Raw genomic sequence first — 25,231 nt, 5'->3', positions numbered from 1 at the left:
GCACTGGATGGACAGCAGCAACCGAGACAGTCGGACCGGCGACGACCTCAGCGCCCTGGCCTGGGTTCAGGAGGAGTTGCGCAAGTCGCTCGACCATGCACACAAGGCCTTGCGCCGTTTCCTCAAAGAGGCCCACAGCGCTGCCGGCTCGGACGTCGACGCGGTCGATCCGTCGGTCCTGAGAACCGCGCGCCAGCAGATCCACCAGGGCGTCGGTGCGCTCGAACTCGTGGGGATGCCGGCCGCAGCCAATGTGCTGCGGGCCAGCGAGGCGGCCATCCAGCGCTACATCCAGAAGCCCCAAAAGCTCGACGCCGCAGCGGTCGAGACCCTCGAGAAAGCTTCGTTCGGCTTGTTGGACTACCTCTCGCGCGTGCTGGCGGGCCGCAAGGTGTCCTGCGTGTCGTTGTTCCCCCAGTACCGCGCGGTGCAGGAGTTGGCCGGGGCCGATCGCATCCATCCGGCCGACCTGTGGAGCGTCGACTGGCATTGGACCGAAGTGGCCGATGTCGCCGGGGTTGGGCCGCGCAGTCCCGATGCGACCACGCGAGGCGAACTCGAGGCGTTGCTGCTGACGTTGATGCGGGGACGGTCCACGGCCCGTACGGCCCAACGCATGAGTGATTTGTGCGCCGGCCTCGGACTCAGTGCGCCGACGATGCACGCGGCCACGTTCTGGCGGCTGGCGGCGGCCTTCTTCGAAGCCCTGGCTCAGGGCCTGTTGCCGCTGGACGTCTATAGCAAGCGTGTGGCTTCGCGCATTCTGGCGCAGTTCGGCATGATCGAGCGCGGCGAGTCGGCCGTCTCCGAGCGCTTGGCGCAGGATCTGCTGTTCTTCTGTGCCCAGTGCCGCCCTCAGGAGGGGGCGGCCCCGCGTGTGCAGGCCGTGCGTCGCGCCTATGGTCTGGAAGACCATGAGCCGGTGGACTACGAGGTGTCGCACCTCGGCCGCTTCGATCCGGCGTTGTTGGTGCAGGCGCGCAAGCGTGTGGCCGCCGCCAAGGATGCCTGGTCGGCCGTGGCCGGTGGGGAGATGCATCGCCTGACCGGCTTGAACGAGCAGTTCAGCCTCGTGGGAGATTCCCTGCGCAAGATTTACCCCGCCGGTGAGTCTTTGGCCGAAGCGCTGATGCGCGCGGCGGCGCAGACGGTGGAGTCGGCCGCGGCGCCTGCGGCCGCACTGGCCATGGAGGTGGCCACCAGTGTGCTGTATCTGGAGGCCTCGCTCGAGGATGCGGACTTCGATGACCCACGGCTTGCAGAGCGCAGCCATCGCTTGGCCGAACGCATCGAGTCGGTACGTCAGGGGCAGCCCGCGCAGCCGCTGGAGCCCTGGATGGAGGATCTGTACCGCCGGGTGTCGGATCGCCAGACCATGGGCAGCGTGGTTCAGGAGCTGCGCGCTTCTTTGGCCGAGGCCGAAAAGCAGATCGATCAGTACTTCCGCCATCCGTCCGATCGCTCCGTGCTGGCGCCGGTGCCGGGCCAACTGGCCGCCATGCGTGGCGTGCTTTCGGTGCTGGGCATGGATCAAGCCTCGCAGGCCGTGCTGCGCATGCGCGACGTGGTCGACGAGTTGTTGGCCACCGAGGTCGATCCGCAATCGCCGTCGGCAGTGGCCACTTTCGAGCGACTGGCCGGCAATCTTGGGGCGCTGGGCTTCCTGATCGACATGCTCAGCTACCAGCCGCAGCTGGCCAAGTCGCTGTTCACCTTCGATGCCGAGCGGGGAGAGCTGCGCCCGGTGATGGGCCGCTCGACCGAGCCGCCGGCGCCGTCAGTGACGCTGGTGGAGCCCCGGCTGATCGAACAGGCCCAGGCCTTGGCCGCCCAGGTCGAGCGTGAAGATCTCTCGCTCGAAGCCCTGTCGGCCGAGCTGCAGCGCTTGTCCGACCAAGCCATGGTGGCGGACCAGCCGTCCCTGGTCGAGCCGTTGAATCAGGCCCATGCCGCCGTCGAGCAGGCCGCTCGCGGCCAGGCCGATCTGCAGACGGTGCGCGAGCAAATCGTGCAGGCGGTCACCGATTTCGTGTCCACCGCCTCCGATGCGGCGACCCTGGCGGCCGAGCCTCCCGTTGCTGCGGCGAGCGCCCCGGCGCCTGACGGGCGCTCGGGCCTGGAAGACGACGACGAGATGCGAGCCGTCTTCCTCGAGGAGGCCCAGGAGGTCATGGCCACGGCCGGGGCGGCCTTGGACCTGTTGACCCGCGCGCCCGACGACATCGAGCAGCTGACCACGGTGCGTCGCTCGTTCCACACGCTCAAGGGCAGCTCGCGCATGGTGGGCCTGCACGACTTCGGCGAAGCGGCCTGGGCCTGCGAGCAGCTGTATAACACCTGGCTGGCCGACCAGAAGCCTGCCACCGAGGACTTGTTGGCCTTCACGGGCGAGGTGCTCGATTATCTGGCCGCCTGGGTCGGTGAAGTCGCTGCGCGGGTGGAGCCCACGCATCACAGCGCCCCGGTCCGTGCGGCAGCCGACGCGATGCGTCTGGAGGGGCGGCGTCTGCCCGTGCATGCGCCGGGTGGACCGACGGCGGTATCGATGCCGGCGGAGTTGCCCGCGGCCGAACCGGCGCCGCCGCAAGCCGTGCCAGTGGACGTGCCGGCCTTGCACTTGGACCTGTCCGCGTTCGAGGATGCCGCAGCGCCCGTGGCGCCTTCCGAGCCGGCCGCAGCCGAGCTGCCGCTGGCGGTCGAGGACGAGCCGGTGCGCGAACCCTTGCCCGAGGTGAGTCTTGACTTCGGCAGCCTGGACCTGGATTTGGGGCTCATCGAAGCCTCCGAGCCTGCAGCCGCTGCGCCGCAGTCCGCCCAGCCGGGGCCCTTGCAGAGCGTGGCGCCGACCGAAGGCGCCGAGCCAACGTCCCACCCGGCGCAACCGAGTTCCGAACCGGTGAGCGACCAGGTCAAGATCGTCGGGCCCTTGCGTATCGGCATTCCGCTGTTCAACATCTATTTGACCGAGGCCGACGAGCTGTCGCGCCGGCTGAGTACCGAACTGGCCGAGTGGGCCTTGGAGCTGGACCGCCCGGTCGGCGAGGCTGCCATCGCCCACGCGCATTCGCTGGCGGGTTCCTCGGCCACCGTGGGCTTTACCGATCTGTCGCAATTGGCGCGCCGTCTGGAACATGCGCTGATGCGCGTGCAAGCCATCGGACATGGCGATGCCGAACAGGCCCGGCTGTTCGTCGATGTGGCCGACGAGATCCGTCGCTTGCTGCATCAGTTCGCCGCGGGTTTCCTGAAGGAGCCTTCGCCGGAGTTGCTGGCGCGGTTGGACGAGCATGAGCAGCAGTTGGCCCATGCGCTGGAGTCGATGCAGGCGGGGGGCGAGCTCCAGGATTCCACGCCGGGTGAGCTCCAGGATTCCACGCCGGGCGATTTGCTCCCGCGTGACCAAGCCACTGCCCGGGCTGAAGCCGAATCGGTCGGTGAGGCTGTCGGGCCGGCGGACGGGGAATTGGCCGCGCCGAGCTCGTCGGCCGAGCCGCCGTCTCGGTGGGATGCGCTGCCCGACTTGGGGCGCGCCGAGCTGCGGGACTTGTCGTCTTTGCCGAACTGGGCCCAGACCCAGGCCAAGCATGTCACCGGACTGCCTGGGCAGGGGCTGGACATCGACGACGACATCGATGCCATCGATGCGGTCGATGCCGACCTGTTCCCCATTTTCGAAGAAGAGGCCCAGGAACTGTTGCCTCAGCTGGCCAGCCAGTTGCGCGAATGGCTGCAGCAGCCTGGCAATGTCCAGGCAGGGCAGGCTTGCATGCGCACCTTGCACACCTTCAAAGGTGGCGCTCGTCTGGCCGGGGCGATGCGTTTGGGCGAACTCGCCCACCGCCTCGAGACCTCGATCGAACGCCTGCTGGCCCGTGGCGATGTGACCGCCGAGGAGGTGGAGCCGCTCCAGGCCCGCGCCGACGTGATCATGGCGGTGTTCGAAGCGCTGCGTCGCCAAGACGCCCAGGCCTATGCCGATGCCACGGCGGCGATTCAGGCCAGCCCCGAGGACGCGGCGGTGCTGGAGGCCCCGTCCTCGCCCTCGCCTTTGATGGAACACGTGGACCTGCCGATCGAGGAGCGGCCGGCCGAAAGCGTGGCGGCGACGGATCGCGGTCCTGCCCCTGCGCCGGAAGGGGGGGCGGCGCACGCTGCTGCGTCCGATGTCGAGCCGGAGATCGACTGGTCGCGGTTCGTGCAGACGGCCTCTGGGGCAGGGGCCGTCCAGACGGCCACGGCACGTGCCGCGGTGCACACCGGCCAAGCGGCCGTGCGGGTGCGCGCCCAGTTGCTCGACCGCTTGGTCAACCAGGCCGGCGAGGTGAGCATCACGCGCGCCCGGCTGGAGTCCGAGGTGCGCCAGATCAAGGGCTCGCTGAACGACTTGACCGACAACCTGGAGCGCCTGCGCCAGCAGCTGCGCGACATCGAATTGCAAGCCGAAACGCAGATGGCCTCGCGCATGGAGCAGGCCAAGGCCGAAGGCTTGGCTTTCGACCCGCTGGAGTTCGACCGCTTCACCCGCTTCCAGGAAATCACTCGCATGATGGCCGAGTCGGTGAACGACGTGGCCACGGTGCAGCGGGCGCTGCAGCGTGCGCTGGAGACCACCGAGGATGAGCTGGCGGCCCAGGCCCGTCTGACACGTGAATTGCAAGACGACCTGCTGCGCACCCGCATGGTCGAATTCGAAGGCTTGTCCGAACGCCTATACCGTGTCGTGCGGCTGGCGGCCAAAGAAACCGGCAAGCAAGTGCGCTTGGACATCGTGGGCGGCTCGATCGAAGTCGACCGCGGCGTGCTCGACCGCATGACCGCGTCTTTCGAACACTTGTTGCGCAATTGCGTCACGCATGGCATCGAGCTTCCGCAAGATCGGGTGGCGGCGGGCAAAGACCCGGTCGGAACCATCGTCGTGGCTTTGCACCAGGAAGGCAACGAAGTGGCCATCGAGTTCCGTGACGATGGGGCCGGCCTGAACCTGGCGCGCATCCGCGAGCGAGGCCGGGCCATGGGCCTGATCGGGCCGGATGAAGACCCCAGCGATGCCGATCTGGCCAACCTGATCTTCACGCCGGGCTTCTCCACGGCCGAGACGGTCACCGAACTGGCCGGCCGCGGCGTGGGCATGGATGTGGTGCGCTCGGATGTCCATGCCATGGGGGGCCGTATCGAAACCGCCACGGCACCCGGACAAGGCACGAGCTTCAAGCTGGTGCTGCCGCTGACCACGGCGGTCACGCAGATCGTGATGCTGCGTTGTGGCACCGTGACGGTGGGGGTGCCGGCCAACCTCATCGAGATCGTGCGGCGCGCCACCCCCGAGGAGGTTCAGCGGGCGTACGAGACCTCGGTCTATCTGCTGGGTGAGCAGATGCTGCCCTTCTTCTGGCTGGGTGCCTTGCTGCAAGCCAGCGGTCGCGGTCAGGAAGGGGGGCGCACCCAGCCCATCGTGGTGGTGCGCAGCGCCCAGCAGCGCGTGGCCCTGCATGTGGATGAGGTGCTGGGCACGCAGGAAGTGGTGGTGAAGAACCTGGGGCCCCAGCTGTCGCGACTGCCGGGTCTGGCCGGCATGACGCTGTTGGCCTCGGGGGCGGTGGCGCTCATCTACAACCCCGTGGCCCTGGCCACGGTCTACGGCGAGGAGGCCCGGGCCCTCACCGCGGCGGCGATGCAGCCGGGAGCCGAGGCGCAGCGCCAGGCCGACGCGGTCGAACGCCAACGGACTGCGGCTGGCGAGCCGACCACGCCGCTGGTGCTGGTGGTGGACGACTCGCTCACGGTGCGCCGCGTGACTCAGCGCTTGCTGGCCCGCGAGGGCTACCGCGTGGCGTTGGCCAAAGATGGCTTGGAGGCGCTGGAGCGGCTGGCCGAGGAGCGTCCCGCGGTGGTGCTCAGCGACATCGAGATGCCCCGCATGGACGGCTTCGACCTGGTGCGCAACCTGCGGGCCGATGCGCGTCTGGCCGATTTGCCGGTCATCATGATCACCTCTCGCATCGCGCAGAAGCACCGCGACTACGCCGCCGAGCTCGGGGTCAATCACTACCTGGGCAAGCCCTACAGCGAGGAGGAGCTGCTGGCATTGATCGGCCGATATGTCGCTCAAGCGGCCAGCGCCGAGCCGGTGCACTGACTCTGGACGGAGGGTGCCGCACATGCCTCGCACCGTCCCGTCGGCCATCGACCACCTGGCGGCCCTCACGGGCTACCGGGACCGCGATTTGCTGGACGTGACCCTGGCCCATGCCTTGATGGACCTGCTGGCGCCACTGAGCGTGGCGGTGTACAAGCTGGTCGGGGATGAGGTCGATCAACGCTGGCTCTTGCGTGCTCGGATCGATGCCGGGCAGCCGACGGCAGTGTCCGATCCGCCCTGGGTGGCTTTCGAGACCCTGCCACCGCGCGACACCCTGCCGCAGCACGAGGTCAGCCTGCGCCGACAGGCCCTCGTGGAACTCGGCCCAGACCCTCAGCAGAACCGGCCGATGGCAGTGACGATCTTCCCGCTGGTGGCCGACGGGGAAGGCTTGGGGGTGATCGAAGTGCGCACGGCGCAACGCTTGACGGCCGCCATGAAGCGCATGGTCGGCAGCATTCTGCGCATTTATCGCAACTTCCATGGTCTGCTCGACTACAGCGAGCGCGACACCCTGACCGGCCTGCTCAACCGCAAGACCTTCGATGAGGCCTTCCTCAAGACGGCCCACCAAGGCGGCGTTGCGGTGGCCGCCTCCGATGGCGATCGCCGCCACGGCGGGCTGGGCCCGACCAAGCACTGGCTGGGGGTCGTGGACATCGATCACTTCAAGCATGTGAACGATCGCTTCGGCCACCTCATCGGTGACGAGGTGCTGCTGTTGGTGGCCCGCATCCTGCGCAACACCTTTCGCTTCCACGACCGGCTCTACCGTTTCGGTGGCGAAGAATTCGTCGTGCTGCTGCGCTGTCCCCAGGAGGCCGATGCGGCCCATGCCTTCGAGCGCCTGCGCGCCAACATGGAGGCCTACACCTTCCCTCAAGTGGGGCGGGTGACGGTCAGCATCGGCTTCACCGAAGTCCAGCCCGGCGATGCGCCCAGCGCTGCGTTCGAGCGGGCCGACCGCGCCGTCTATCACGCCAAGCAACACGGCCGCAACCAAGTCTGCAACCACGAGGCCTTGGTGCGCAGTGGCGTGCTTGCGCCCAGTGGCAAGGTCGGAGACATCGAGCTGTTCTAAGGCTTGGAGCGTCCCACTTCCTTCACCACGGCATAGCGAGCCAGCGTGCGCTGGCGCGCCTGTTCATGCTGGACCAGCGGTGCCGGGTAGGTGGTGCCCAGCGTGATGCCGGCGGCAGCCAGGTCCACGGGCCGTGCCTTCCACGGCGCATGCACCAGCGCGTCGGGCAGTCGTGCCAATTGCGGCAGGTAGCGGCGAATGAAACGGCCGGCTGCGTCGAACTTCTCGCTTTGGGTCACCGGATTGAAGATGCGAAACCACGGCTGCGCATCGCAGCCGGTGGAGGCTGCCCACTGCCAGCCGCCGTTGTTGGCCGCCAGGTCGAAGTCGTTGAGCTTCTCGGCGAAGTAGCGTTCGCCCCAGCGCCAGTCGATGCCCAGATCCTTGACCAGGAAGCTGGCCGTCACCATGCGCAGGCGGTTGTGCATGTAGCCGGTCTGGTTGAGCTGGGCCATGGCCGCGTCCACCAGCGGGTAGCCGGTTCGCCCCTCGCACCAGGCGCGAAACAAGGCCTGGGCGGCTTTGCCTTGTTCCCAACGAATGCGGTCGTATTCCGGGCGGAAGGCACGGTCCACCACATGCGGATGGTGGTACAGGATTTGATGATAGAAATCGCGCCAAATCAGCTCGCTCAGCCAGACTTCGGCGCCCCGGGAGCCGGCCTGCGCACGCTGCCAAGCCAGGCGGACGAGCTCCCGAATCGACACCGTGCCAAAGCGCAGATGCACCGAGAGATAGCTGGGGCCTTTGATGGCTGGGAAATCCCGGTTCTCGTGGTAATGGTCGATGCGCCCCAGGAAATCCTCCAGCAGCCGGCGCGCACCCCAGCTGCCGGTGGGAATGGGCAAGTCGTGCAAGCCGCTGCTGGCAAAGCCCAGCGCGGCCAGCTCCGGCACGCCGGTGCGCAGGGCTTCGGGGCGCGCGGCCAGCGCATCGGCATGACGGGCCACCGGATAGGCGTACAGGTCCTCGGGTCTGAGCTTCTTCAGCCACGCGGTTTTGTAGGGCGTGAACACGCCGTAAGGCGTGCCGGCGGCCGTCAGCAGTTCGTCGGCCTCGAACACCACCTGATCCTTGCTCGAATGCCAGGCGATTCCCGCCTCGGCCAGGGCGCCTCGCACACGGGCATCGCGTTCGCGTGCCGCAGGCTCGTAGTCGTGGTTGGCATAGACCGCTTGGACCTGGAGCTGGCGCGCCAGTGCGACGATTTCCTCGCTGGCGCGTCCATGCCGCACGATCAACCCTCCGTCTTCGCGGCCGTGGCTGCGGGCCAAGTCGCGCAGCTGAGCGTCCAGATCGACCAGGCTGTCGCGGATGAACTCGACCCGGCGGTCGGCCCGGGGCAGGGGGTCGAGGATGTCCGTGTCGAAGACGAACGCACACCACACCTGCCGCGCCGAGCGCAGCGCATGGTACAAGGCGGCATGGTCCTGCGAGCGCAGGTCCCGGCGGAACCACACGAGTGCGGTGTCAAGGGACTTTTCCATGGGGTGCGATGTTGGCAGAGGAATAGAATTCCGACCATGGCTGCAGACCACCGTATCGACCTGACCAACCAGTTCCTGATCGCCATGCCCGGCATGGCCGACGACACCTTTGCCGGTGCGGTGGTCTACCTGTGCGAGCATACCGACAAGGGGGCGCTCGGCTTGGTGATCAACAAGCCCATCGACATCAAACTCAAAAGCCTGTTCGAGAAGGTCGATCTCACACTCGATCGGCCGGATCTGGTCGACGAGCCGGTCTATTTCGGCGGTCCGGTGCAGACCGAGCGCGGCTTCGTCTTGCACGAACCCCTGAGCGACGAAGGCGGCCACTACAACTCCTCGCTGCGGATTCCAGGCGGCTTGGAGATGACCACCAGCAAAGACGTGCTCGAAGCGCTTTCTCACGGCGCAGGTCCGAAAAAGGTGCTCGTCACGCTGGGCTACAGCGGCTGGGGCGCCGGTCAGCTCGAAGACGAAATCGCCCGCAACGGCTGGCTCACCGTGCGGGCCGAGCCGTCCATCATCTTCGACACCCCAGTCCATCACCGCTACGAGCGCGCGCTGTCTCTGCTGGGCATCGACCCTGGCATGCTCACCGGCGAGGCCGGTCATGCCTGAGCGGGCTCGGCAGTTCCTGGCCTTCGATTTCGGCACGAAGCGCGTCGGGGTGGCCAGCGGCAACACCTTGCTGTGTCTGGCTCAGCCCTTGGGCACCGTGACGGCCCAGGGCGAGGCCCGTTTCGAGGCCCTGGGTCGCTTGATTCGACAATGGCAACCCGAGGCGCTGGTGGTGGGCGTGCCCTTCCACCCCGATGGGGCCGAACACGAGAACACCCGTCGCGCGCGGCGCTTCGCGCGCCAGCTCCATGGCCGCTTCGGTCTGCCGGTGCACGAGGTCGACGAGCGCTACACCACCACCGAGGCACTGGCGGCCGGCGCGCGTGACGCCGATGCGGCGGCCGCCTGCCTCATCCTCGAGCAGTATCTGCGCGAGGCCACTCGGGAGACCCCTCCATGACCATGCTGCACCTCGATGCCGAGGCCTTGTATCTCGAATTGCGCCAGGGAGTGCGTTCCCTGCTGCGCCCCGAAGCCGTGCTGGTGGGCGTGTGGTCGGGCGGGGCTTGGCTGGCCGAACGCCTGCAGCGCGACCTGGGCCTGCCCGGGGAGCACGGCGTGATTTCCAGCGCCTTGCACCGTGACGACTTCGGCTCGCGCGGCTTGTCCGGCGCGGCCGATCACACTCGGCTGCCCTTCGAGGTCAAGGATCGTCACATCGTGTTGATCGATGACGTGCTCTACACCGGGCGCACCACCCGGGCCGTGCTCAACGAACTCTTCGACTTCGGCCGCCCGGCCAGCGTGACCTTGGCCGTGTTGGTCGATCGGGGGGGACGCGAACTGCCCATCCAGCCGGCGTTTTCCGCCGCTCGCGTGAGGCTGCCGGCCACTCAGCGCCTGCGTCTGGCCCGCGACGCGGCCGGCCATTTCAGTTTCGACCTCCAGACCGCCCAGCTCTGAGCCCAGCAACGACGCCGCCCATGCTCTACAAACGCAACCCGCAGCTCAACAAAAACGGCGAGCTGATTCACCTGCTGTCCATCGAGGGGCTGCCGCGCGACGTGATCCACCACATCCTGGATACCGCGGGCACCTTCCTCAGTGTGAACGAGCGCGAGGTCAAGAAGGTGCCGCTGCTGCGCGGCAAGAGTGTGTTCAACCTCTTTTTCGAGAACAGCACGCGCACGCGCACCACCTTCGAAATCGCGGCCAAACGCCTGTCGGCCGACGTGCTCAACCTCGACATTGCCCGCTCGTCCACCGCCAAGGGCGAAAGCCTGCTCGATACCATTGCCAACCTCAGCGCGATGCATGCGGACATGTTCGTCGTGCGTCACAGTGAGTCGGGCGCGCCCTATCTCATTGCTCAGCACTGCGCACCGCATGTGCATGTGGTCAATGCCGGCGACGGTCGCCATGCCCATCCCACGCAGGGGCTGCTGGACATGTACACCATCCGGCACTACAAGCGCGATTTCACCCAGCTGACGGTGGCCATCGTGGGCGACATCGTGCACTCACGGGTGGCGCGCTCGGATATTCACGCGCTGTCCACCCTGGGAGTGCCAGAGATTCGCGCCGTCGGCCCCAAGACCCTGGTGCCCAGCGACTTGCGCGAGATGGGCGTGCGTGTGTGCCATGACCTCAGGGAAGGCCTCAAAGGCGCCGACGTGATCATCATGCTGCGCCTGCAAAACGAGCGCATGAGCGGCGCGATGTTGCCCAGTGCCGGTGAGTTCTTCAAAAACTTCGGGCTGACCCCTGAAAAGCTGGCCTGGGCGGCGCCCGATGCCATCGTGATGCATCCTGGGCCCATCAACCGTGGGGTCGAGATCGACTCGGCCGTGGCCGATGGGGCGCAAAGCGTGATCTTGCCGCAAGTCACCTTCGGCATTGCCGTGCGTATGGCCGTGATGTCCATCATTGCCGGAAACGAAGCATGAAGATTCTGATCAAGAACGGCCGCCTGCTCGATCCGGCCAGCCAGACCGACCGCGTGGGAGACGTGGCCATCGCGGCGGGGCGCATCGTCGCGTTGGGCGCCGTCAGTGCGGACTTCCATCCCAACCGCACCATCGACGCGCAGGGCCTGGTGGTCGCCCCGGGGTTGGTCGATCTGGCAGCACGGTTGCGCGAGCCCGGGCATGAACACGAAGGCATGCTCGAAAGTGAAATGGCCGCGGCGGTGGCCGGAGGCATCACCAGCCTCGTCTGTCCACCCGACACCGACCCCCCGCTGGACGAGCCCGGCTTGGTGGAAATGCTCAAGTTTCGTGCCCGCAACCTCAACCAGGCCCGGGTGTATCCGCTGGGGGCACTGACGCGCCAATTGGCCGGCACCACGCTGACCGAGATGGCGGAACTCACCGAGGCCGGCTGCGTGGGCTTCTCCCAGGCCGAAGTGGCCTTGGCCGACACCCAGGTGTTGCTGCGCGCTCTGCAGTACGCCGCCACGTTTGGCTACAGCGTGTGGCTGCGTCCGCAAGACGCCTACCTGGGCCGCGGCGTGGCCGCCAGCGGGCCGGTGGCCACCCGGCTGGGCCTGTCCGGCGTGCCGGTGGTTGCCGAAACCATCGCCTTGCACACCATCTTCGAGCTCGTGCGGGCCACCGGTGCGCGTGTGCACCTGTGCCGTCTGAGCAGCGCCGCGGGCCTTGCCTTGGTGCGCGCCGCCAAAGACGAGGGGCTGCCGATCACTTGCGATGTCAGCATCAATCACCTGCACCTCACCGATGTGGACATCGGCTACTTCAATGCCGACATGCGTCTGACCCCCCCGTTGCGCCAGCAGCGCGACCGCGATGCCATCCGCCAGGGCTTGGCCGACGGTACCATCGACGCCCTGGTGAGCGACCACACCCCGGTCGATGACGACCAGAAGACCTTGCCCTTTGGCGAGGCCGAGCCCGGCGCCACGGGCTTGGAGTTGCTGTTGAGCTTGGCGCTCCAATGGGCAGAGGATAGTGGTGCGGGGCTGATGCGGGCGCTGGCCGTGCTCACCAGCGAGCCGGTGCGGGTGCTGGGCGAGGCGCTGGGGTCGCTGGCTTCCAGCACCGGCCGCCTGGTCGAGGGCGGCGTGGCCGATGTGTGCATCTTCGATCCGCTGGCGCGCTGGCAGGTGCGTCCTGAGGTGCTGCGCAGCCAAGGCCGGCACACGCCCTTCAATGGCTACGAATTGCCTGGACGGGTGCGCTACACCCTGGTGGGCGGACAGCTGGCCTACGAGGCGACCGAACGACACGCCCCGACCACCGCTTGAGCATGCTGCGTTCGCTGCGTGCCCTTGGAAGGCTGCTGCGGGTGGCCGTGCATGTGTTGCATGGCTTGCTCATCGTTCATTGGACGTTCGGCCGGCTCGATGCGGCCGCACGGCAGCAGCGCGTGCAGTGGTGGTCGCGTGCCTTGCTGCGGCATCTGGGCATCACGCTGGTCGTGCGCGGGACGCCCCGGCCAGGGGCCAAGCTCTTCGTGGCCAACCACATCTCCTGGCTGGACATCGTGGCCATCAATGCCACGGCGCCAGCGCGATTCGTCTCGAAGGCCGAGGTGCGCCATTGGCCCGTGCTGCATCGGCTCGTCACGGCCGCCGGCACCCTCTATCTGGAACGCGAAAAGCGCCGTGATGCCCTGCGTGTGGTGCATCAAGTCGCCCAGGCTTTGCACCATGGCGATACCGTGGCCGTCTTCCCGGAAGGCACCACGGGCACGGGCCATCAACTGCTGCCGTTCCATGCCAATTTGTTGCAGGCGGCCATCGCCACTGGCGTGCCGGTGCAACCCATTGCGCTGCGCTACAGCGACCGCCGTGAGGCGATCAGCTGCGCGGTGGCCTATGTGGGCGACACCACCATCGTGCAGTCGCTGTGGTGGGTGGCCCGTGCCGACGGCCTGCAGGTGACGGTCCATCTGCTCGAGCCGCTGGGCACGCACCACGCCGAGCGTCGCGCCTTGGCGCAACGCGCGCGCCAGGCGATCGAGCAAGCCTTGGCGGCTTGAGCCGCTGCGACTTCAGCCTTTGCCCTGGTTGGCCACGGCTGCTGCGGCCTGGGCGGCGGCTTCGGCATCGCCCAGATAGTAGTGGCGGATCGGCTTCAGATCGGCATCGAGCTCATAGACCAGGGGGATGCCGTTGGGGATGTTCACACCGACGATGTCGGTGTCAGAGATGCCGTCCAAGTACTTCACCAGCGCGCGGATGCTGTTGCCATGAGCGGCAATCACCAAACGCCGGCCGGCGCGAATCGAGGGGGCGAGCGTCTCGTTCCAGTACGGCAGCACACGAGCCACCGTGTCTTTGAGACATTCGGTCAGCGGAATGTCCTGCGGGCGCAGCCGCGCATAGCGGATGTCGTGGCGCTGGCCGCGCGGATCATCGGGGTCCAGCGCCGGCGGTGGCGTGTCGTAGCTGCGGCGCCAGATCAGCACCTGCTCGTCGCCGTACTGGCGAGCCATCTCGGCCTTGTTCAGCCCTTGCAACGCACCGTAGTGCCGCTCGTTCAGGCGCCAAGACTTCATCACCGGCAGCCAGGTGCGGTCCATTTGGTCCAGCACATGCCACAGCGTCCAGATCGCTCGCTTGAGCACCGAGGTGTGGGCCACGTCGAAATCGAAGCCGGCTTCCTTCAGGAGTCGCCCCGCTTGTTTGGCCTGCTCCACGCCAGTAGGCGTGAGCTCCACGTCGGTCCAGCCTGTGAAGCGGTTCTCCAGGTTCCAGGTGGACTCGCCATGGCGGATGAGCACGAGCTTGTACATGCGGGCAATCTCCTTGGCAAGACGATGATGAAACGGGCCGTGGGTGCGGCCGGAAAACCGCAAATTCTATAATCCGCCCCCGTTGCAACCCGGCGCGGCTTGCCGCGCCCCTAGTCACCGAGGGCGGACGTTTCCGTGGACTTCTTCATCAACAACTGGATCCTCATCTTGGCGGCTTTCGTCTCGGGGGGCATGCTCGTGTGGCCGCTGGTCACGCGCGGTGTGGCCGGCAGCACGGTCAGCCCCAGCCAGGCCGTGCTCTTGATCAACCGAGAGAAGGGTGTGGTCATCGACGTGTCCGAACCGGCCGAGTTCGCCCAAGGGCACATCAAGGATGCCAAGCACATTCCCTTCGGACAGCTCGAATCGAGCACGCAACTGCCTTCGAACAAGGCCCTGCCCCTGATCGTGGTATGCCCCACCGGCGCACGTGCTTTGCGCGCTGCGGCTACGCTTCGCAAAGCCGGCTATCAGAACACCCATGTGTTGGCCGGTGGCATGGCCGGTTGGCGTGAGGCCAACCTGCCGGTCGAAAAGTCCAGCTGAGGAACAGTCCGTGCCGATCGTGACGATGTACACCACTCAGGTGTGCCCTTACTGCATTCGCGCCAAGCAATTGCTGCAGCAGCGCGGCGTGCGTGAACTGCATGAAATCCGTGTGGATCTGCATCCCGAGGAACGCCTGCGCATGATGGAGCGCACCGGCCGGCGCACGGTGCCGCAGATCTTCATCGGTGACGTGCACGTCGGTGGCTGCGATGATCTGTACGCCCTGGACCAGCGTGGCGGGCTGGAGCCCCTGCTGCGGGGGCAGACCTCCGCTTGAGGTGATCGAGTCGTCTGCGGCCTCGGCCATAATCGACGGTCTGCAGCCCGCACACCATCCGTCGGTTGCGGGTTTTTCACTTTCCGAGGACGAACCCCATCATGGCCGAGCAAGACCAGACCCCCGTGTTCCAAATCCAGCGCGTCTACCTGAAAGACCTCTCGCTCGAGCAGCCCAACTCGCCGCAGATCTTGCTGGAGCAGGAACAACCCCAGGTCGAGATCAACCTGGGCGTCGATGCCAACCCCGTGGTCGAAGGCATCTTCGAAGTGGCCGTCACCGCCACCGTGCACACCAAGATCAAGGACAAGACCCTGTTCCTGGTCGAGGCCAAGGAAGCCGGCATCTTCGAAATCCGCAACATTCCGCAAGAGCAGCTCAATCCGATCATCGGGATTGCCTGCCCGCAAATCGTCTATCCCTACTTGCGTGCGGTCGTGGCCGATGCGATCACCCGGGCCGGCTTTCCGCCGGTGCACCTGGCCGAGGTGAACTTCCAGGCCATGTACGAAGCCCAGCAGGCCCAAACACAGACCAACGGCGGCGGCTCGCCCATCATCACCAGCGCCTGATCGTCGGGGTGCGCCATGGCCCTGAGTCTGAGCATCCTCGGCGCCGGTGCCTGGGGCACGGCACTGGCCATCCGTGCGGCTGAACGGCACCCCACGATGCTGTGGGCGCGCGATGCGGCCCAGGTCCAGGCGATGTCGGTGCAGCGCTGCAACCCACGCTATCTGCCCGAGGCGCCTTTTCCGCCGGGCTTGCAACTCACGGCGGATTTCGAGGCCGCTTTGGCGCATGCCGAAGGCGGGCTGCTGGTGATTGCCACGCCGATGGCGGCTTTGCGCGAGACGCTGGCCCGGCTGCCACGCACGGCCCGGGCCTGGTGGCTGTGCAAAGGCTTCGAGGCGGGCACCGGCTTGTTGGGCCACGAGGTGGCGCGCGAGGTCTGCCCCGAGGTCAGCGTGGGCGTCCTGTCGGGCCCGAGCTTTGCGCAAGAAGTGGCGCGTGCTCAGCCCACCGCGCTGGTGGCCGCCAGCACCGACGAAGCCTTGCGAGAGGCGGCCATCGAAGCCTTCCATGGCGAGGCTTTGCGCATTTATCCCTCGTCCGATCCGGTGGGCGTGGAAGTTGGCGGCGCGGTCAAGAACGTGCTGGCCATCGCCACCGGTGTGTGCGACGGCTTGGGCCTGGGACACAATGCCCGTGCGGCCCTCATCACCCGTGGCTTGGCCGAGATGACGCGCCTGGGCCTGGCGCTGGGGGCGCGGGCCGAGACCTTCATGGGACTGTCCGGCCTGGGCGATCTGGTGCTCACCGCCACCGGCGATTTGTCACGCAATCGTCAGGTGGGCCTGCGCCTGGCCCGCGGGCAGGCCTTGTCCGACATCCTGCGTGAACTCGGTCATGTGGCCGAAGGGGTCTATAGCGCGCGCACGGTGGTCCAACGTGCCCGCCGTGCCGGCGTGGACATGCCCATCTCGGCTGCCGTGGTCGAGTTGCTCGATGCCCGGCTGACGGCATCGCAGGCCGTGCGTCTGCTGATGTCGCGTGCCGTTACCGAAGAATTCAAACCCCCGGCCTGAGCCTGTCAGAGGGCCGGCCGATTTCTAGCAGGAAACACCGATGCGTAGACGACAGCTCTTGAAGGCGGCGGCTGCCGCCGCGCTTGCCGGCACGTTCAGCGCGCGCGCCGCAGACTGGCCCGCACGTCCCATCCGCATGATCGTGCCATTTCCTGCCGGCACCTCGCCGGACCTCATCGCTCGCCTGATCAGCGAACCCCTGGGGGCCGCCCTGGGTCAGAACATCGTGATCGACAACCGCCCGGGCGCGGGCGGCAACATCGGCACCGGGCTGGCGGCCAAGGCGGCGCCAGATGGCTACACCTTGCTCTTGACCATCCAAGGGCCGCTGGTCACGGCCCCGATGTTGAACAAGAGCCTGCCCTATGACCCCGTCCGCGACCTGGCGCCGGTCACCCTGGTGGCCACCAGCCCCAATGTGCTCGTCGTCGATCCGCGCCTGGGCGTGGAGACTCTGGACGATTTCGTGCGCTTGGCCCGCTCGCGGCCTGGTCAGCTCAACTATGGCTCGGTCGGCAATGGCAGCGCCTCCCATCTGGCCATGGAGCTGTTCAAGACGCGCGCCGGCATCGACCTCGTGCACGTGCCTTATCAAGGCTTCCCGGCCGTGATCAATGCCATTCTGGCGGGCCAAGTGCAGGCCGGCTTCATGGTGCCTGGGTTGGCGATGGGTCAGGTGCGCGCCGGCAAGCTCAAAGCGCTGGGCGTGACCACGCTGGGTCGCAGCAGCGCCTTGCCGGAGCTGCCCACCGTGGCCGAGCAAGGCTATCCCGGCTTCGAGGCCATCTCCTGGCAAGCCGTGCTGGCACCGGCGGGCACGCCCAAGCCCATCATCGATCGGGTGGCCGCGGAGCTGGTGCGCATCCTCAAGAGCGATGAGGTGCGCACCAAGATACTCGGTCAGTACTTCAGCGCGGTGGGGACCGCGCCGCAGGCTCTGGCGCACCTCATGCGCAGTGAGCGCGAGAACTGGAGCCGGGTGATCCGCGCCGCGGGCGTCCAGCCCGAGTGAGGCGACCCGCCGTTCACACCCCGCCGGCGTAGCCGAGCTGACGCCAGGCATCGAAGACCGCCACGGCGACCGCATTGCTGAGGTTCAGGCTGCGTTGGCCGGGCCGCATGGGCAGGCGCACGCGTTGCGAGGGCGCGAAGCGTTCGAGCAAGGCGGCGTCGAGCCCGCGGGTTTCGCAGCCAAAGACCAGCCAGTCCCCGGCCCGCCACTGCATGGTTGACAGCAGCCGGCTGGCTCGGGTGGTGAAGGCGAACAGACGGTCCGGCGGCGGCTTGGCGACCTGGAGCAAAGCCTCCCAGGAGGCATGCCGCTGCACGCTGGCGTACTCATGGTAGTCCAGCCCGGCGCGACGCATCAGGCGGTCTTCCATCGAGAAACCCAAAGGCTCCACCAGATGCAAGGTGCATCCGGTATTGGCGGCCAGGCGGATCACATTGCCCGTGTTCGGTGGAATCTCGGGCTCGACCAAAACGATGTGAAACATGGCGTGCATTGTCGGGCACCCGGGGGCCGGCTGCTCAGTCGTGCGGGCTGGGCGTGCGTGTCAACACCCAGGCCTGCACCGAACGTGCGCCGGCCGCACGCAAGGCCTGCGCCACTGCCGACATCGTGGCGCCGGTGGTCATCACGTCGTCCACCACGGCCACGCGCAAACCCTGCAGCGCCGCGCGCCGGGGGATCGGCACAGCGAACGCCCCCCGCAGGTTGCGCAGCCGCTGGCTCAGATCGAGCCCCACCTGGCTGGGCGTTTCGCGCTGGCGCTGCAGCAAATCGCTGCGCGCCGGGCAGCCCAACAGGACGCCCAGGCGCCGCGCCAGTTCCCAGGCCTGGTTGTAGCCCCGTTCGGCCAGACGAGCCGGCGCCAGCGGGACCGGCACGATGCAGTCCACCTGCACCGGCGGCTCTTGTCGCCGCAGGGCTGCATGCAGCTGTTGCGCCAAGGCGTCGGCCAAGTCCAGCGCATCGTGGAATTTGAATCGCTCGACCAATTCCTGCCAAGGATAGACATGGTCCCAGGCTGCCACGGCGCGCTCGAAGGCCGGTGGGTGCGTCACACAGCGTCCGCACCGGGCTTGGCCCTCGGGCGCGGGCAATGCGCAGCTCTGGCAGCGCCAACGCGCGGGCGCAAACCGCTGCAGACAGTCGCCACAGATGCGGGCCTCCTGCCAGCTGCGACAGATGGCGCACTGGCTGGGCAGGTGGCGCCCGAGACGTTCGGCGGCATGAACCCAGCGGGTGAACATGGGCCCTCAATATACTGCCGGCCCATGCCGGATCCGATTGCACCGACGGCCGCCGCGCCGACTTCGCCCCGCTTGCGTGACCTCGACCCCGTGGCTTGGGCCGCCTCGTGTCGCCGATGGGGCCCCACGGCACCATGGCTGCACGAGGAAGTGGGGCGGCGCATGGCCTCGCGGTTGGACATTGTGAAAACCCGGCCGGCACGCATCCTCGACTGGTGGGCCGCTCGAGGCGGCAGCCACGAGCTGCTGCGGCGCCATGCCCCGACGGCACGCCTGCAGGCGGTCGAGACCCCGGCCGTGCTGCACAGACGGGCCCAGTCCACGGCCTGGTGGCAGCGCTGGTGGGCGCGGCGCGATGCCGTGCTGGCCGACGATGCCGTGCCGCCGCGCTCGGCCCAGTTGCTGTGGGCCAACATGATGCTCCACTGGGCTGCCGATCCGGTCGAGGTGATGCAACGCTGGCATGAGGCCCTGGACATCGACGGCTTCGTGATGTTTTCCTGTTTCGGGCCGGACACCTTGCGCGAAGTGCGCGCCGTCTTTCAGCGCATGGATTGGGGGCCGGCTGGCGTGGACTTCATCGACATGCACGACCTGGGCGACATGCTGGTCCACGTCGGCTTTGCCGATCCCGTGATGGACATGGAAACGCTCACGCTGACCTGGGACGACGGCCAGCGCATGCTGGCCGAGCTGCGCAGCCTCGGGCGCAATCTCCATCCGCAGCGTTTCGCCGGCTTGCGCACGCCGCGCTGGCGCGAGCGCTGGCTGTCCGAGCTGCCCCGCAGCCATGACGGTCGCTGGTCATTGACCTTCGAGATCGTCTATGGACATGCGTTCAAGCCGGCGCCCAGCGTGAAGATGGCGCCGCAAGCCCGTGTGTCTTTGGACGACATGCGCGCCATGGTGCGTCGATCCCGCCCTGCGGGCCGGTGAACGCCGCAGCCAGTGGAGCTGCCGCAGCCTTGAGCTGCCTCAAACGGCATTGTGAGGGTTGTTTGCGGTAAGTTAAACTCTCGTAGTTTGGTTGGGTGGCTTCCCCATCGGCTTCGTGTGCGGGCGCTTCCGAACCAGGTGAGTGGAGCAGTAGCACCCATGGCGGTGGCCACTTCGGCAAAGATCCCTCGCGACAGTGCCCCCGCAGCGGGAGCTGCCTTGGCATTGTCCGAAGACCCGCCGCAATGGCTACTCAAACGCAACTGCTGCCTCACGCCACGCCAACTGCTGAGGATCTATGCGGGGTTGTGCGTGGTGTCATTCGGCATCGCGCTGGTGTTTTGGGCCTTTGGGGCTCGTCTGGTGTTGCCGTTTGCCTGGCTCGAGATGGCCGGCCTGGGGCTTGCCTTGTGGGTCTATGCGCGCCATGCGCTCGATCGTGAAAGCATCGTCATCGAGCGCGGGCGGGTGCATGTCCGACAAGAAGTGGCAGGCCGCGTGACCCAAGTCACTTTCGAGGCGCATCGTGTCCGTGTGGGGCAGCGCGGTGGTTCGCAGGCGCTGGTCGAGCTGGCCAGCGCGGGCCAGGAAGTGGCGGTGGGGCGGCACTTGCGAGCGGAGCGGCGAGCCCAACTGGCCGACGAATTGCGCGCAGCCCTGCGCGGTCCGCACGGGCAGGGGTGAGCTGGGGTTTGGAAACTGAGATGACCACGATGAAGATCATGAAAGCTCTTTGGCAGCAGGCGCGACGTCTGGGCCTCGGTCTCGGGGCCTGGGCGGCCTCTGGCGCCGCGCTGGCGTCCGTCAACAGCCTGCCCGGCGGCCCGGCCGTCAATCAGCTCAACCTGCATCCGCCCGTCACGCGCATCGCCGAGGAGCAGCACTTCCTGCACTGGATGATGCTGATCATCTGTCTGGTGATCTTCGTCGGTGTCTTTTCGGTGATGTTCTACTCCATCCTGAAGCACCGCAAATCGGTCGGCGCCAAGGCCGCCAGCTTCCATGAGAGCACCACGGTCGAAGTGATCTGGACCATCGTGCCCTTCCTCATCGTGATTGGCATGGCCCTGCCGGCCACCAAGGTGGTGGTGGCGATGAAAGACACCACCAACGCCGACATCACCGTCAAAGCCACCGGTTACCAGTGGAAGTGGGGGTATGACTACCTCAACGGAGAAGGCGCGGGCATCTCTTTCCTCTCCACCCTGGACGTCACCCATCGCCAGATGTCCGACGCTGGCCAGCCCGCCGGTGACGACTACCTGCTCAAGGTCGACAACCCGTTGGTGGTGCCTGTCAACAAGAAAATCCGCATCATCACCACGGCCAACGACGTGATCCATGCCTGGATGGTGCCGGCCTTCGGGGTCAAGCAAGACGCCATTCCCGGCTTCGTGCGCGACACGTGGTTCCGGGCCGAAAAGACCGGCGACTATTACGGGCAGTGCGCCGAGCTGTGCGGCAAGGAGCACGCCTACATGCCCATCCATGTCAAAGTCGTCACCGAAGAGGAATACGGCAAGTGGGTCGACGAGCAACGCAAGCTCATGCAAGCCAAGGCCGATGATCCCACCAAGGTGTGGGAGCTGGCCGACCTCATCGCCCGTGGCGAGAAGGTCTATGCCGCCAACTGCGCGGCCTGCCACAAGGCCGATGGGTCTGGCGCCGGTCCGATCAAGGCCCTGGTGGGCTCTGCGGTGGTGCTCGACTCCGACAAGAGCAAGCAAATCCACATCTTGCTCAATGGTGCGGGCAACGGTGCGATGCCGTCCTGGAAACAGTTGAGCGACACTGAAATTGCCGCGGTGATCACCTATACCAAGAATGCCTGGACCAACCGAACCGGGCAGATCGTGCAGCCGGCTGAAATTACCGCCGCCCGCTGAGCAGTTGAAGAAAGGACCGACGAAACATGAGCGCTGTTCTCGACAACCACGGTCATGCAGTGGGCGGTCACGCCCACGGCGACCACGCCCATGACCATCCGCATGGCTGGCGCCGCTGGGTCTTCGCCACCAACCACAAAGACATCGGCACCCTGTACCTGCTGTTCAGCTTCACGATGCTGATGGTCGGTGGTGTGCTGGCCCTGCTCATCCGTGCCGAGCTCTTCCAGCCTGGGCTGCAAGTGGTCAACCCCGAGCTGTTCAACCAGCTCACCACGATGCACGGCCTGATCATGGTCTTTGGCGCCATCATGCCGGCCTTCGTGGGATTTGCGAACTGGATGATCCCGCTGCAGATCGGCGCCTCCGACATGGCCTTTGCGCGGATGAACAACTTCAGCTTCTGGCTGATGATTCCCGCGGCCATCATGCTCGTGGCCTCGTTCTTCATGCCCGGCGGCGCGCCTGCGGCCGGCTGGACGCTGTATGCGCCGCTGACGCTGCAGATGGGGCCCTCGATGGATGCCGCGATCTTCGCGATGCACATCATGGGCGCCTCGTCCATCATGGGCTCGATCAACATCATCGTGACCATCCTCAACATGCGTGCCCCGGGCATGACGTTGATGAAGATGCCGATGTTCTGCTGGACGTGGCTGATCACCGCTTACTTGCTGATCGCGGTGATGCCCGTGCTGGCCGGCGCCATCACGATGACGCTGACCGATCGTCACTTCGGTACGGCCTTCTTCAATCCGGCCGGCGGCGGCGACCCGGTGATGTATCAGCACATCTTCTGGTTCTTCGGCCACCCCGAGGTTTACATCATGATCCTGCCGGCCTTCGGCATCATCAGCCACATCGTGCCGGCCTTCGCTCGTAAGCGGCTGTTCGGTTACACCTCGATGGTGTATGCCACGGCCTCGATCGCCATCCTGTCGTTCATCGTGTGGGCCCACCACATGTTCACGACGGGCATGCCCGTGACGGGCCAGCTCTTCTTCATGTATGCGACCATGCTGATCGCCGTGCCCACGGGCGTGAAGATCTTCAACTGGATCGCCACGATGTGGAAGGGTTCGATGACCTTCGAGACCCCGATGCTGTTCGCCGTGGGCTTCATCTTCGTGTTCACGATGGGCGGCTTCACCGGTCTGATGCTCTCGATGGCCCCCATCGACATCCAGCTGCAAGACACCTACTACGTGGTGGCTCACTTCCACTATGTGCTGGTGGCCGGCTCGCTGTATGCCTTGTTTGCCGGTTACTACTACTGGTCGCCCAAGTGGACCGGCGTGATGTATTCCGAGACCCGCGGCAAGATCCACTTCTGGGGCTCGTTGATTTTCTTCAACATCACCTTCTTCCCGATGCACTTCCTGGGCCTGGCCGGTATGCCGCGTCGCTATGCCGACTACCCGATGCAGTTCGCCGACTTCAACGCGATCGCTTCGATCGGCGCCTTCGGGTTCGGCCTGATGCAGGTCTACTTCTTCCTGTTCATCGTGCTGCCGGCCATGCAGGGCAAGGGTGAGAAGGCGCCACAGCGCCCCTGGAACGACCCGGACGGCCAAGGTGCCGAGGGCCTGGAGTGGGAGGTGCCCTCGCCGGCGCCGTTCCACACCTACGAGACGCCGCCCAAGCTGAATGCGGCAGCCAACAAGGTGGTGGGCTGAGCCGACGGCGCGGAGGACTTGCACCATGACGCCTGAGCAGCGCAAGCGCAACGTTCGCCTGGCTTTGATCCTGGCGAGCGTCGTGGTGGCCTTCTTCGTCGGCTTCATCGTGCGCATGGTTTATTTCGGTGGCTGAGGACATGGCCGCGCAACACGAGGCAAACCGCAGCGCCATCCGCCGGGACAACCGGCGCATGGTGGGCAAGCTGCTGGTCATCACGGTGGTGATGTTCGGCTTCGGCTATGCGCTGGTGCCGATGTATCGGGCCATTTGCGATGCCTTGGGCATCAATGTGTTGTCCTTGAGCGAGCGGCAAGTGCCCGGGACTGCCTCCACTCGAGGCGCGGCCGTCAACACCCAAATCGACACTTCGCGCACCATCACGGTGGAGTTCGACGCCAACGCCCGCGGACCTTGGGACTTCAAGCCCGCGGTGCGTTCTCTCACGGTGCACCCTGGGGAATTGGCCACGGTCATGTACGAGTTTCGCAACGTGCAAAACCGTACGATGGCGGCGCAAGCCATACCGAGCTATGCCCCCAAACAGGCCACGGCCCACTTCAACAAGCTGGAGTGCTTTTGCTTCAACGAATACACCCTGCAGCCGGGGGAGTCCAAGCAGTGGCCGGTGGTTTTCGTGATCGACCCCAAGCTGCCTCGTGATGTGACGACGATCACCTTGTCCTACACCTTCTTCGAGGTCAAGGGCAAAGGCATGGCGTCGGACCGTTTGCAGTCGGCGGCCGTGGCGCAGGAGGCACGTCTGTGAGTGCGCCCGATCCACGGCCGGGGGCCGATTTGCGCGAAGCCGTGCGACGCCGCGGTTCGTGGTGGCAGACGGTCAAAGCCGTCGCTTGGTCGTTCTTTGGCGTGCGTCGCTCGGCCGACCATGCGCAGGACGTGAACACGCTCAATCCCTTGCATGTGGTGCTGGTCGGCCTGGTGCTGGCGGCGCTGTTCGTGCTGGGGCTCATCGCGCTGGTGAACTGGGTGGTCGGCAGTGGGGCGGCCGCCGGGGTTTGAGGACGATTGAACACGCTCCGTCCAAGATGCGGAGCCAAGAATCGAGAAGAGTTCTTAGGAGAAAACATGTCGGCAGCGACACATCAGGGCCAGACGCCTTACTACTTCGTTCCCGGGCCTTCGCGGCACCCGGTCATGGCCGCCATCGGCCTGTTTTTCGTGATCCTCGGCGCCGGACAGTGGGTCAATGGCCACACCTGGGGCGCCTACTCGCTGCTTTTCGGTCTGCTGTGGTGGGTGGTGGTGCTGTTCCAGTGGTTTGGCGATGCCATCCGTGAAAGCGAAAGCGGCTTGTACAGCGATCGGATCGATGTCTCCTACCGCTGGAGCATGAGCTGGTTCATTTTCTCGGAGGTCATGTTCTTCGCGGCCTTCTTCGGGGCTTTGTACTGGGCGCGCGTGCATGCCGTGCCGATGCTGGCCGATTTGAACCATCAGATCCTGTGGCCCGACTTCAAAGCCCTGTGGCCCAGCCAGCAGCCGGGTGTGACCGCCTCTCCGGCCGGTACCGTCGAGCCTTTCCAAACCATGGGGCCCTGGCCGCTGCCGACGATCAACACCGCCTTGCTGCTGGCCTCCGGTGTGACGCTGACGATCGCGCATCACGCCCTGCGCGAGAACCAGCGGGGCAAGACCATCGCCTTCATGTGGCTGACCATCTTGCTGGGCGCCACCTTCCTGGTCGTGCAGGGGTATGAATACATGCATGCCTACCGCGACCTGAACCTCAAGCTGTCCTCGGGCATCTACGGTTCGACCTTTTTCATGCTCACTGGCTTCCACGGCTTCCACGTGTTCGTGGGCATGTTGATGCTGTTGTTCATCACGTTGCGTCTGCACAAGGGCCATTTCACCGCGGAGCGCCATTTCGGCTTCGAGGGGGCCGCCTGGTATTGGCACTTCGTGGACGTGGTCTGGCTGGGCCTGTACGTCGTGGTGTACTGGATGTGATCCACGCGCGCCCCGGGATCCGAGGGGCGGCTTGTAATGCACAAACGCCGCTGCGCTTGCAGCGGCGTTT

At 66.2% G+C, this 25,231-nt stretch carries 25 protein-coding genes; 21 read left to right on the top strand and 4 right to left on the bottom strand.

Going from position 1 to position 25,231, the window contains the following annotated elements:
* Positions 1 to 7 precede the first annotated feature (7 nt).
* Positions 8 to 6,136, top strand: coding sequence for a hybrid sensor histidine kinase/response regulator (locus tag CTA01S_RS08965; RefSeq protein ID WP_062194697.1), 6,129 nt, complete (start codon positions 8 to 10; stop codon positions 6,134 to 6,136).
* 22 nt (positions 6,137 to 6,158) lie between these two features.
* Positions 6,159 to 7,220, top strand: a complete 1,062-nt coding sequence (locus tag CTA01S_RS08960; protein ID WP_062194694.1) for a GGDEF domain-containing protein — start codon at positions 6,159 to 6,161, stop codon at positions 7,218 to 7,220.
* On the opposite strand, the gene CTA01S_RS08955 is transcribed toward CTA01S_RS08960, so the two are convergent.
* Positions 7,217 to 8,707 (bottom strand): cryptochrome/photolyase family protein, encoded by a 1,491-nt coding sequence (locus CTA01S_RS08955; RefSeq protein ID WP_062194691.1) that lies wholly within the window; start codon positions 8,705 to 8,707, stop codon positions 7,217 to 7,219. The two genes, CTA01S_RS08960 and CTA01S_RS08955, sit on opposite strands and share 4 nt — an antisense overlap.
* Before the next feature lie 36 nt (positions 8,708 to 8,743).
* Between CTA01S_RS08955 and CTA01S_RS08950 the strand changes: the two genes are divergently transcribed.
* The 6 genes from CTA01S_RS08950 to CTA01S_RS08925 are packed head-to-tail and all read left to right on the top strand — an operon-like array spanning position 8,744 to position 13,264.
* On the top strand, positions 8,744 to 9,325 hold the full coding sequence (locus CTA01S_RS08950; protein WP_019560845.1) for a YqgE/AlgH family protein: 582 nt from the start codon (positions 8,744 to 8,746) through the stop codon (positions 9,323 to 9,325).
* Positions 9,318 to 9,725 (top strand): Holliday junction resolvase RuvX, encoded by a 408-nt coding sequence (gene ruvX / locus CTA01S_RS08945; protein ID WP_198150838.1) that lies wholly within the window; start codon positions 9,318 to 9,320, stop codon positions 9,723 to 9,725. The genes CTA01S_RS08950 and ruvX overlap by 8 nt, the downstream gene beginning before the upstream one ends.
* On the top strand, positions 9,722 to 10,228 hold the full coding sequence (pyrR, locus tag CTA01S_RS08940) for a bifunctional pyr operon transcriptional regulator/uracil phosphoribosyltransferase PyrR (RefSeq protein ID WP_062194684.1): 507 nt from the start codon (positions 9,722 to 9,724) through the stop codon (positions 10,226 to 10,228). The genes ruvX and pyrR overlap by 4 nt, the downstream gene beginning before the upstream one ends.
* Positions 10,229 to 10,248: 20 nt before the next feature.
* Positions 10,249 to 11,211, top strand: coding sequence for an aspartate carbamoyltransferase catalytic subunit (locus tag CTA01S_RS08935; protein ID WP_019560842.1), 963 nt, complete (start codon positions 10,249 to 10,251; stop codon positions 11,209 to 11,211).
* Positions 11,208 to 12,527 (top strand): dihydroorotase, encoded by a 1,320-nt coding sequence (locus CTA01S_RS08930; RefSeq protein ID WP_062194682.1) that lies wholly within the window; start codon positions 11,208 to 11,210, stop codon positions 12,525 to 12,527. Before CTA01S_RS08935 ends, CTA01S_RS08930 begins: the two co-directional genes overlap by 4 nt.
* Before the next feature lie 2 nt (positions 12,528 to 12,529).
* Positions 12,530 to 13,264, top strand: coding sequence for a lysophospholipid acyltransferase family protein (locus CTA01S_RS08925; RefSeq protein WP_062194681.1), 735 nt, complete (start codon positions 12,530 to 12,532; stop codon positions 13,262 to 13,264).
* A gap of 12 nt (positions 13,265 to 13,276) precedes the next feature.
* Here the strand turns inward: CTA01S_RS08925 and gpmA are convergent, their stop codons facing one another.
* Positions 13,277 to 14,020 carry a 2,3-diphosphoglycerate-dependent phosphoglycerate mutase gene (gpmA, locus tag CTA01S_RS08920; RefSeq protein ID WP_019560839.1) on the bottom strand — a complete coding sequence of 248 codons (744 nt, stop codon included), beginning with the start codon at positions 14,018 to 14,020 and terminating at the stop codon, positions 13,277 to 13,279.
* A gap of 135 nt (positions 14,021 to 14,155) precedes the next feature.
* Between gpmA and CTA01S_RS08915 the strand changes: the two genes are divergently transcribed.
* From CTA01S_RS08915 to CTA01S_RS08895, 5 genes are all read left to right on the top strand, one after another.
* Positions 14,156 to 14,566, top strand: coding sequence for a rhodanese-like domain-containing protein (locus tag CTA01S_RS08915; protein ID WP_062194679.1), 411 nt, complete (start codon positions 14,156 to 14,158; stop codon positions 14,564 to 14,566).
* A gap of 10 nt (positions 14,567 to 14,576) precedes the next feature.
* On the top strand, positions 14,577 to 14,846 hold the full coding sequence (gene grxC / locus CTA01S_RS08910) for a glutaredoxin 3 (protein ID WP_019560837.1): 270 nt from the start codon (positions 14,577 to 14,579) through the stop codon (positions 14,844 to 14,846).
* A gap of 101 nt (positions 14,847 to 14,947) precedes the next feature.
* Positions 14,948 to 15,418: a protein-export chaperone SecB gene (gene secB, locus CTA01S_RS08905; protein ID WP_019560836.1), complete on the top strand. Its 471-nt coding sequence runs from the start codon at positions 14,948 to 14,950 to the stop codon at positions 15,416 to 15,418.
* A gap of 21 nt (positions 15,419 to 15,439) precedes the next feature.
* Positions 15,440 to 16,432 carry an NAD(P)H-dependent glycerol-3-phosphate dehydrogenase gene (locus tag CTA01S_RS08900; protein WP_026330174.1) on the top strand — a complete coding sequence of 331 codons (993 nt, stop codon included), beginning with the start codon at positions 15,440 to 15,442 and terminating at the stop codon, positions 16,430 to 16,432.
* Positions 16,433 to 16,472: 40 nt separating this feature from the next.
* Positions 16,473 to 17,444, top strand: a complete 972-nt coding sequence (locus tag CTA01S_RS08895; protein ID WP_026330173.1) for a Bug family tripartite tricarboxylate transporter substrate binding protein — start codon at positions 16,473 to 16,475, stop codon at positions 17,442 to 17,444.
* Between the two features lie 13 nt (positions 17,445 to 17,457).
* Here the strand turns inward: CTA01S_RS08895 and CTA01S_RS08890 are convergent, their stop codons facing one another.
* A complete protein-coding gene (locus CTA01S_RS08890; protein ID WP_019560833.1) occupies positions 17,458 to 17,928 on the bottom strand; it encodes a tRNA (cytidine(34)-2'-O)-methyltransferase in 471 nt (156 codons plus the stop codon).
* 34 nt (positions 17,929 to 17,962) lie between these two features.
* Positions 17,963 to 18,688 (bottom strand): ComF family protein, encoded by a 726-nt coding sequence (locus CTA01S_RS08885; RefSeq protein WP_062194677.1) that lies wholly within the window; start codon positions 18,686 to 18,688, stop codon positions 17,963 to 17,965.
* Positions 18,689 to 18,712: 24 nt separating this feature from the next.
* On the opposite strand from CTA01S_RS08885, the gene CTA01S_RS08880 reads away from it, so the two are divergent.
* The 8 genes from CTA01S_RS08880 (at position 18,713) to CTA01S_RS08850 (ending at position 25,161) form a co-directional block, all read left to right on the top strand.
* Positions 18,713 to 19,624 carry a class I SAM-dependent methyltransferase gene (locus CTA01S_RS08880; protein WP_371326089.1) on the top strand — a complete coding sequence of 304 codons (912 nt, stop codon included), beginning with the start codon at positions 18,713 to 18,715 and terminating at the stop codon, positions 19,622 to 19,624.
* A 219-nt stretch (positions 19,625 to 19,843) separates the two neighbouring features.
* Positions 19,844 to 20,308: a DUF2244 domain-containing protein gene (locus CTA01S_RS08875; RefSeq protein ID WP_062194844.1), complete on the top strand. Its 465-nt coding sequence runs from the start codon at positions 19,844 to 19,846 to the stop codon at positions 20,306 to 20,308.
* A gap of 29 nt (positions 20,309 to 20,337) precedes the next feature.
* Positions 20,338 to 21,510, top strand: coding sequence for a cytochrome c oxidase subunit II (gene coxB / locus CTA01S_RS08870; protein WP_371326090.1), 1,173 nt, complete (start codon positions 20,338 to 20,340; stop codon positions 21,508 to 21,510).
* A gap of 26 nt (positions 21,511 to 21,536) precedes the next feature.
* Positions 21,537 to 23,186, top strand: coding sequence for a cytochrome c oxidase subunit I (gene ctaD / locus CTA01S_RS08865; protein ID WP_019560828.1), 1,650 nt, complete (start codon positions 21,537 to 21,539; stop codon positions 23,184 to 23,186).
* 25 nt (positions 23,187 to 23,211) lie between these two features.
* Positions 23,212 to 23,322, top strand: a complete 111-nt coding sequence (locus CTA01S_RS16895) for a cytochrome oxidase small assembly protein (protein WP_019560827.1) — start codon at positions 23,212 to 23,214, stop codon at positions 23,320 to 23,322.
* A gap of 4 nt (positions 23,323 to 23,326) precedes the next feature.
* Positions 23,327 to 23,956, top strand: coding sequence for a cytochrome c oxidase assembly protein (locus CTA01S_RS08860; RefSeq protein ID WP_019560826.1), 630 nt, complete (start codon positions 23,327 to 23,329; stop codon positions 23,954 to 23,956).
* Complete coding sequence (locus tag CTA01S_RS08855) at positions 23,953 to 24,210, top strand: DUF2970 domain-containing protein (RefSeq protein WP_084362369.1); 258 nt, start codon at positions 23,953 to 23,955, stop codon at positions 24,208 to 24,210. Before CTA01S_RS08860 ends, CTA01S_RS08855 begins: the two co-directional genes overlap by 4 nt.
* A 66-nt stretch (positions 24,211 to 24,276) precedes the next feature.
* Entirely contained in the window at positions 24,277 to 25,161 is an 885-nt protein-coding gene (locus CTA01S_RS08850) for a cytochrome c oxidase subunit 3 (protein WP_019560824.1), read from the top strand.
* Positions 25,162 to 25,231 lie beyond the last annotated feature (70 nt).

This window comes from Caldimonas taiwanensis NBRC 104434 (assembly GCF_001592165.1).
GTDB classification, from domain to species: Bacteria; Pseudomonadota; Gammaproteobacteria; order Burkholderiales; family Burkholderiaceae_C; genus Caldimonas; species Caldimonas manganoxidans.
The sequence above is the reverse complement of the archived record's forward strand: the minus strand, read 5'-3'. Positions and strand labels throughout refer to the sequence as shown.

What these genes read in the sequence shown, in the direction of transcription:
- CTA01S_RS08955 (WP_062194691.1), bottom strand. Translation starts at nt 8,707, where the DNA reads ATGGAAAAGTCCCTTGACACCGCACTCGTGTGGTTCCGCCGGGACCTG.
- CTA01S_RS08950 (WP_019560845.1), top strand. Translation starts at nt 8,744, where the DNA reads ATGGCTGCAGACCACCGTATCGACCTGACCAACCAGTTCCTGATCGCC.
- CTA01S_RS16895 (WP_019560827.1), top strand. Translation starts at nt 23,212, where the DNA reads ATGACGCCTGAGCAGCGCAAGCGCAACGTTCGCCTGGCTTTGATCCTG.
- CTA01S_RS08960 (WP_062194694.1), top strand. Translation starts at nt 6,159, where the DNA reads ATGCCTCGCACCGTCCCGTCGGCCATCGACCACCTGGCGGCCCTCACG.
- CTA01S_RS08850 (WP_019560824.1), top strand. Translation starts at nt 24,277, where the DNA reads ATGTCGGCAGCGACACATCAGGGCCAGACGCCTTACTACTTCGTTCCC.
- CTA01S_RS08935 (WP_019560842.1), top strand. Translation starts at nt 10,249, where the DNA reads ATGCTCTACAAACGCAACCCGCAGCTCAACAAAAACGGCGAGCTGATT.
- pyrR (WP_062194684.1), top strand. Translation starts at nt 9,722, where the DNA reads ATGACCATGCTGCACCTCGATGCCGAGGCCTTGTATCTCGAATTGCGC.
- CTA01S_RS08895 (WP_026330173.1), top strand. Translation starts at nt 16,473, where the DNA reads ATGCGTAGACGACAGCTCTTGAAGGCGGCGGCTGCCGCCGCGCTTGCC.
- CTA01S_RS08965 (WP_062194697.1), top strand. Translation starts at nt 8, where the DNA reads ATGGACAGCAGCAACCGAGACAGTCGGACCGGCGACGACCTCAGCGCC.
- CTA01S_RS08930 (WP_062194682.1), top strand. Translation starts at nt 11,208, where the DNA reads ATGAAGATTCTGATCAAGAACGGCCGCCTGCTCGATCCGGCCAGCCAG.
- gpmA (WP_019560839.1), bottom strand. Translation starts at nt 14,020, where the DNA reads ATGTACAAGCTCGTGCTCATCCGCCATGGCGAGTCCACCTGGAACCTG.
- CTA01S_RS08885 (WP_062194677.1), bottom strand. Translation starts at nt 18,688, where the DNA reads ATGTTCACCCGCTGGGTTCATGCCGCCGAACGTCTCGGGCGCCACCTG.
- CTA01S_RS08890 (WP_019560833.1), bottom strand. Translation starts at nt 17,928, where the DNA reads ATGTTTCACATCGTTTTGGTCGAGCCCGAGATTCCACCGAACACGGGC.
- ctaD (WP_019560828.1), top strand. Translation starts at nt 21,537, where the DNA reads ATGAGCGCTGTTCTCGACAACCACGGTCATGCAGTGGGCGGTCACGCC.
- CTA01S_RS08925 (WP_062194681.1), top strand. Translation starts at nt 12,530, where the DNA reads ATGCTGCGTTCGCTGCGTGCCCTTGGAAGGCTGCTGCGGGTGGCCGTG.
- CTA01S_RS08860 (WP_019560826.1), top strand. Translation starts at nt 23,327, where the DNA reads ATGGCCGCGCAACACGAGGCAAACCGCAGCGCCATCCGCCGGGACAAC.
- CTA01S_RS08880 (WP_371326089.1), top strand. Translation starts at nt 18,713, where the DNA reads ATGCCGGATCCGATTGCACCGACGGCCGCCGCGCCGACTTCGCCCCGC.
- secB (WP_019560836.1), top strand. Translation starts at nt 14,948, where the DNA reads ATGGCCGAGCAAGACCAGACCCCCGTGTTCCAAATCCAGCGCGTCTAC.
- coxB (WP_371326090.1), top strand. Translation starts at nt 20,338, where the DNA reads ATGAAGATCATGAAAGCTCTTTGGCAGCAGGCGCGACGTCTGGGCCTC.
- ruvX (WP_198150838.1), top strand. Translation starts at nt 9,318, where the DNA reads ATGCCTGAGCGGGCTCGGCAGTTCCTGGCCTTCGATTTCGGCACGAAG.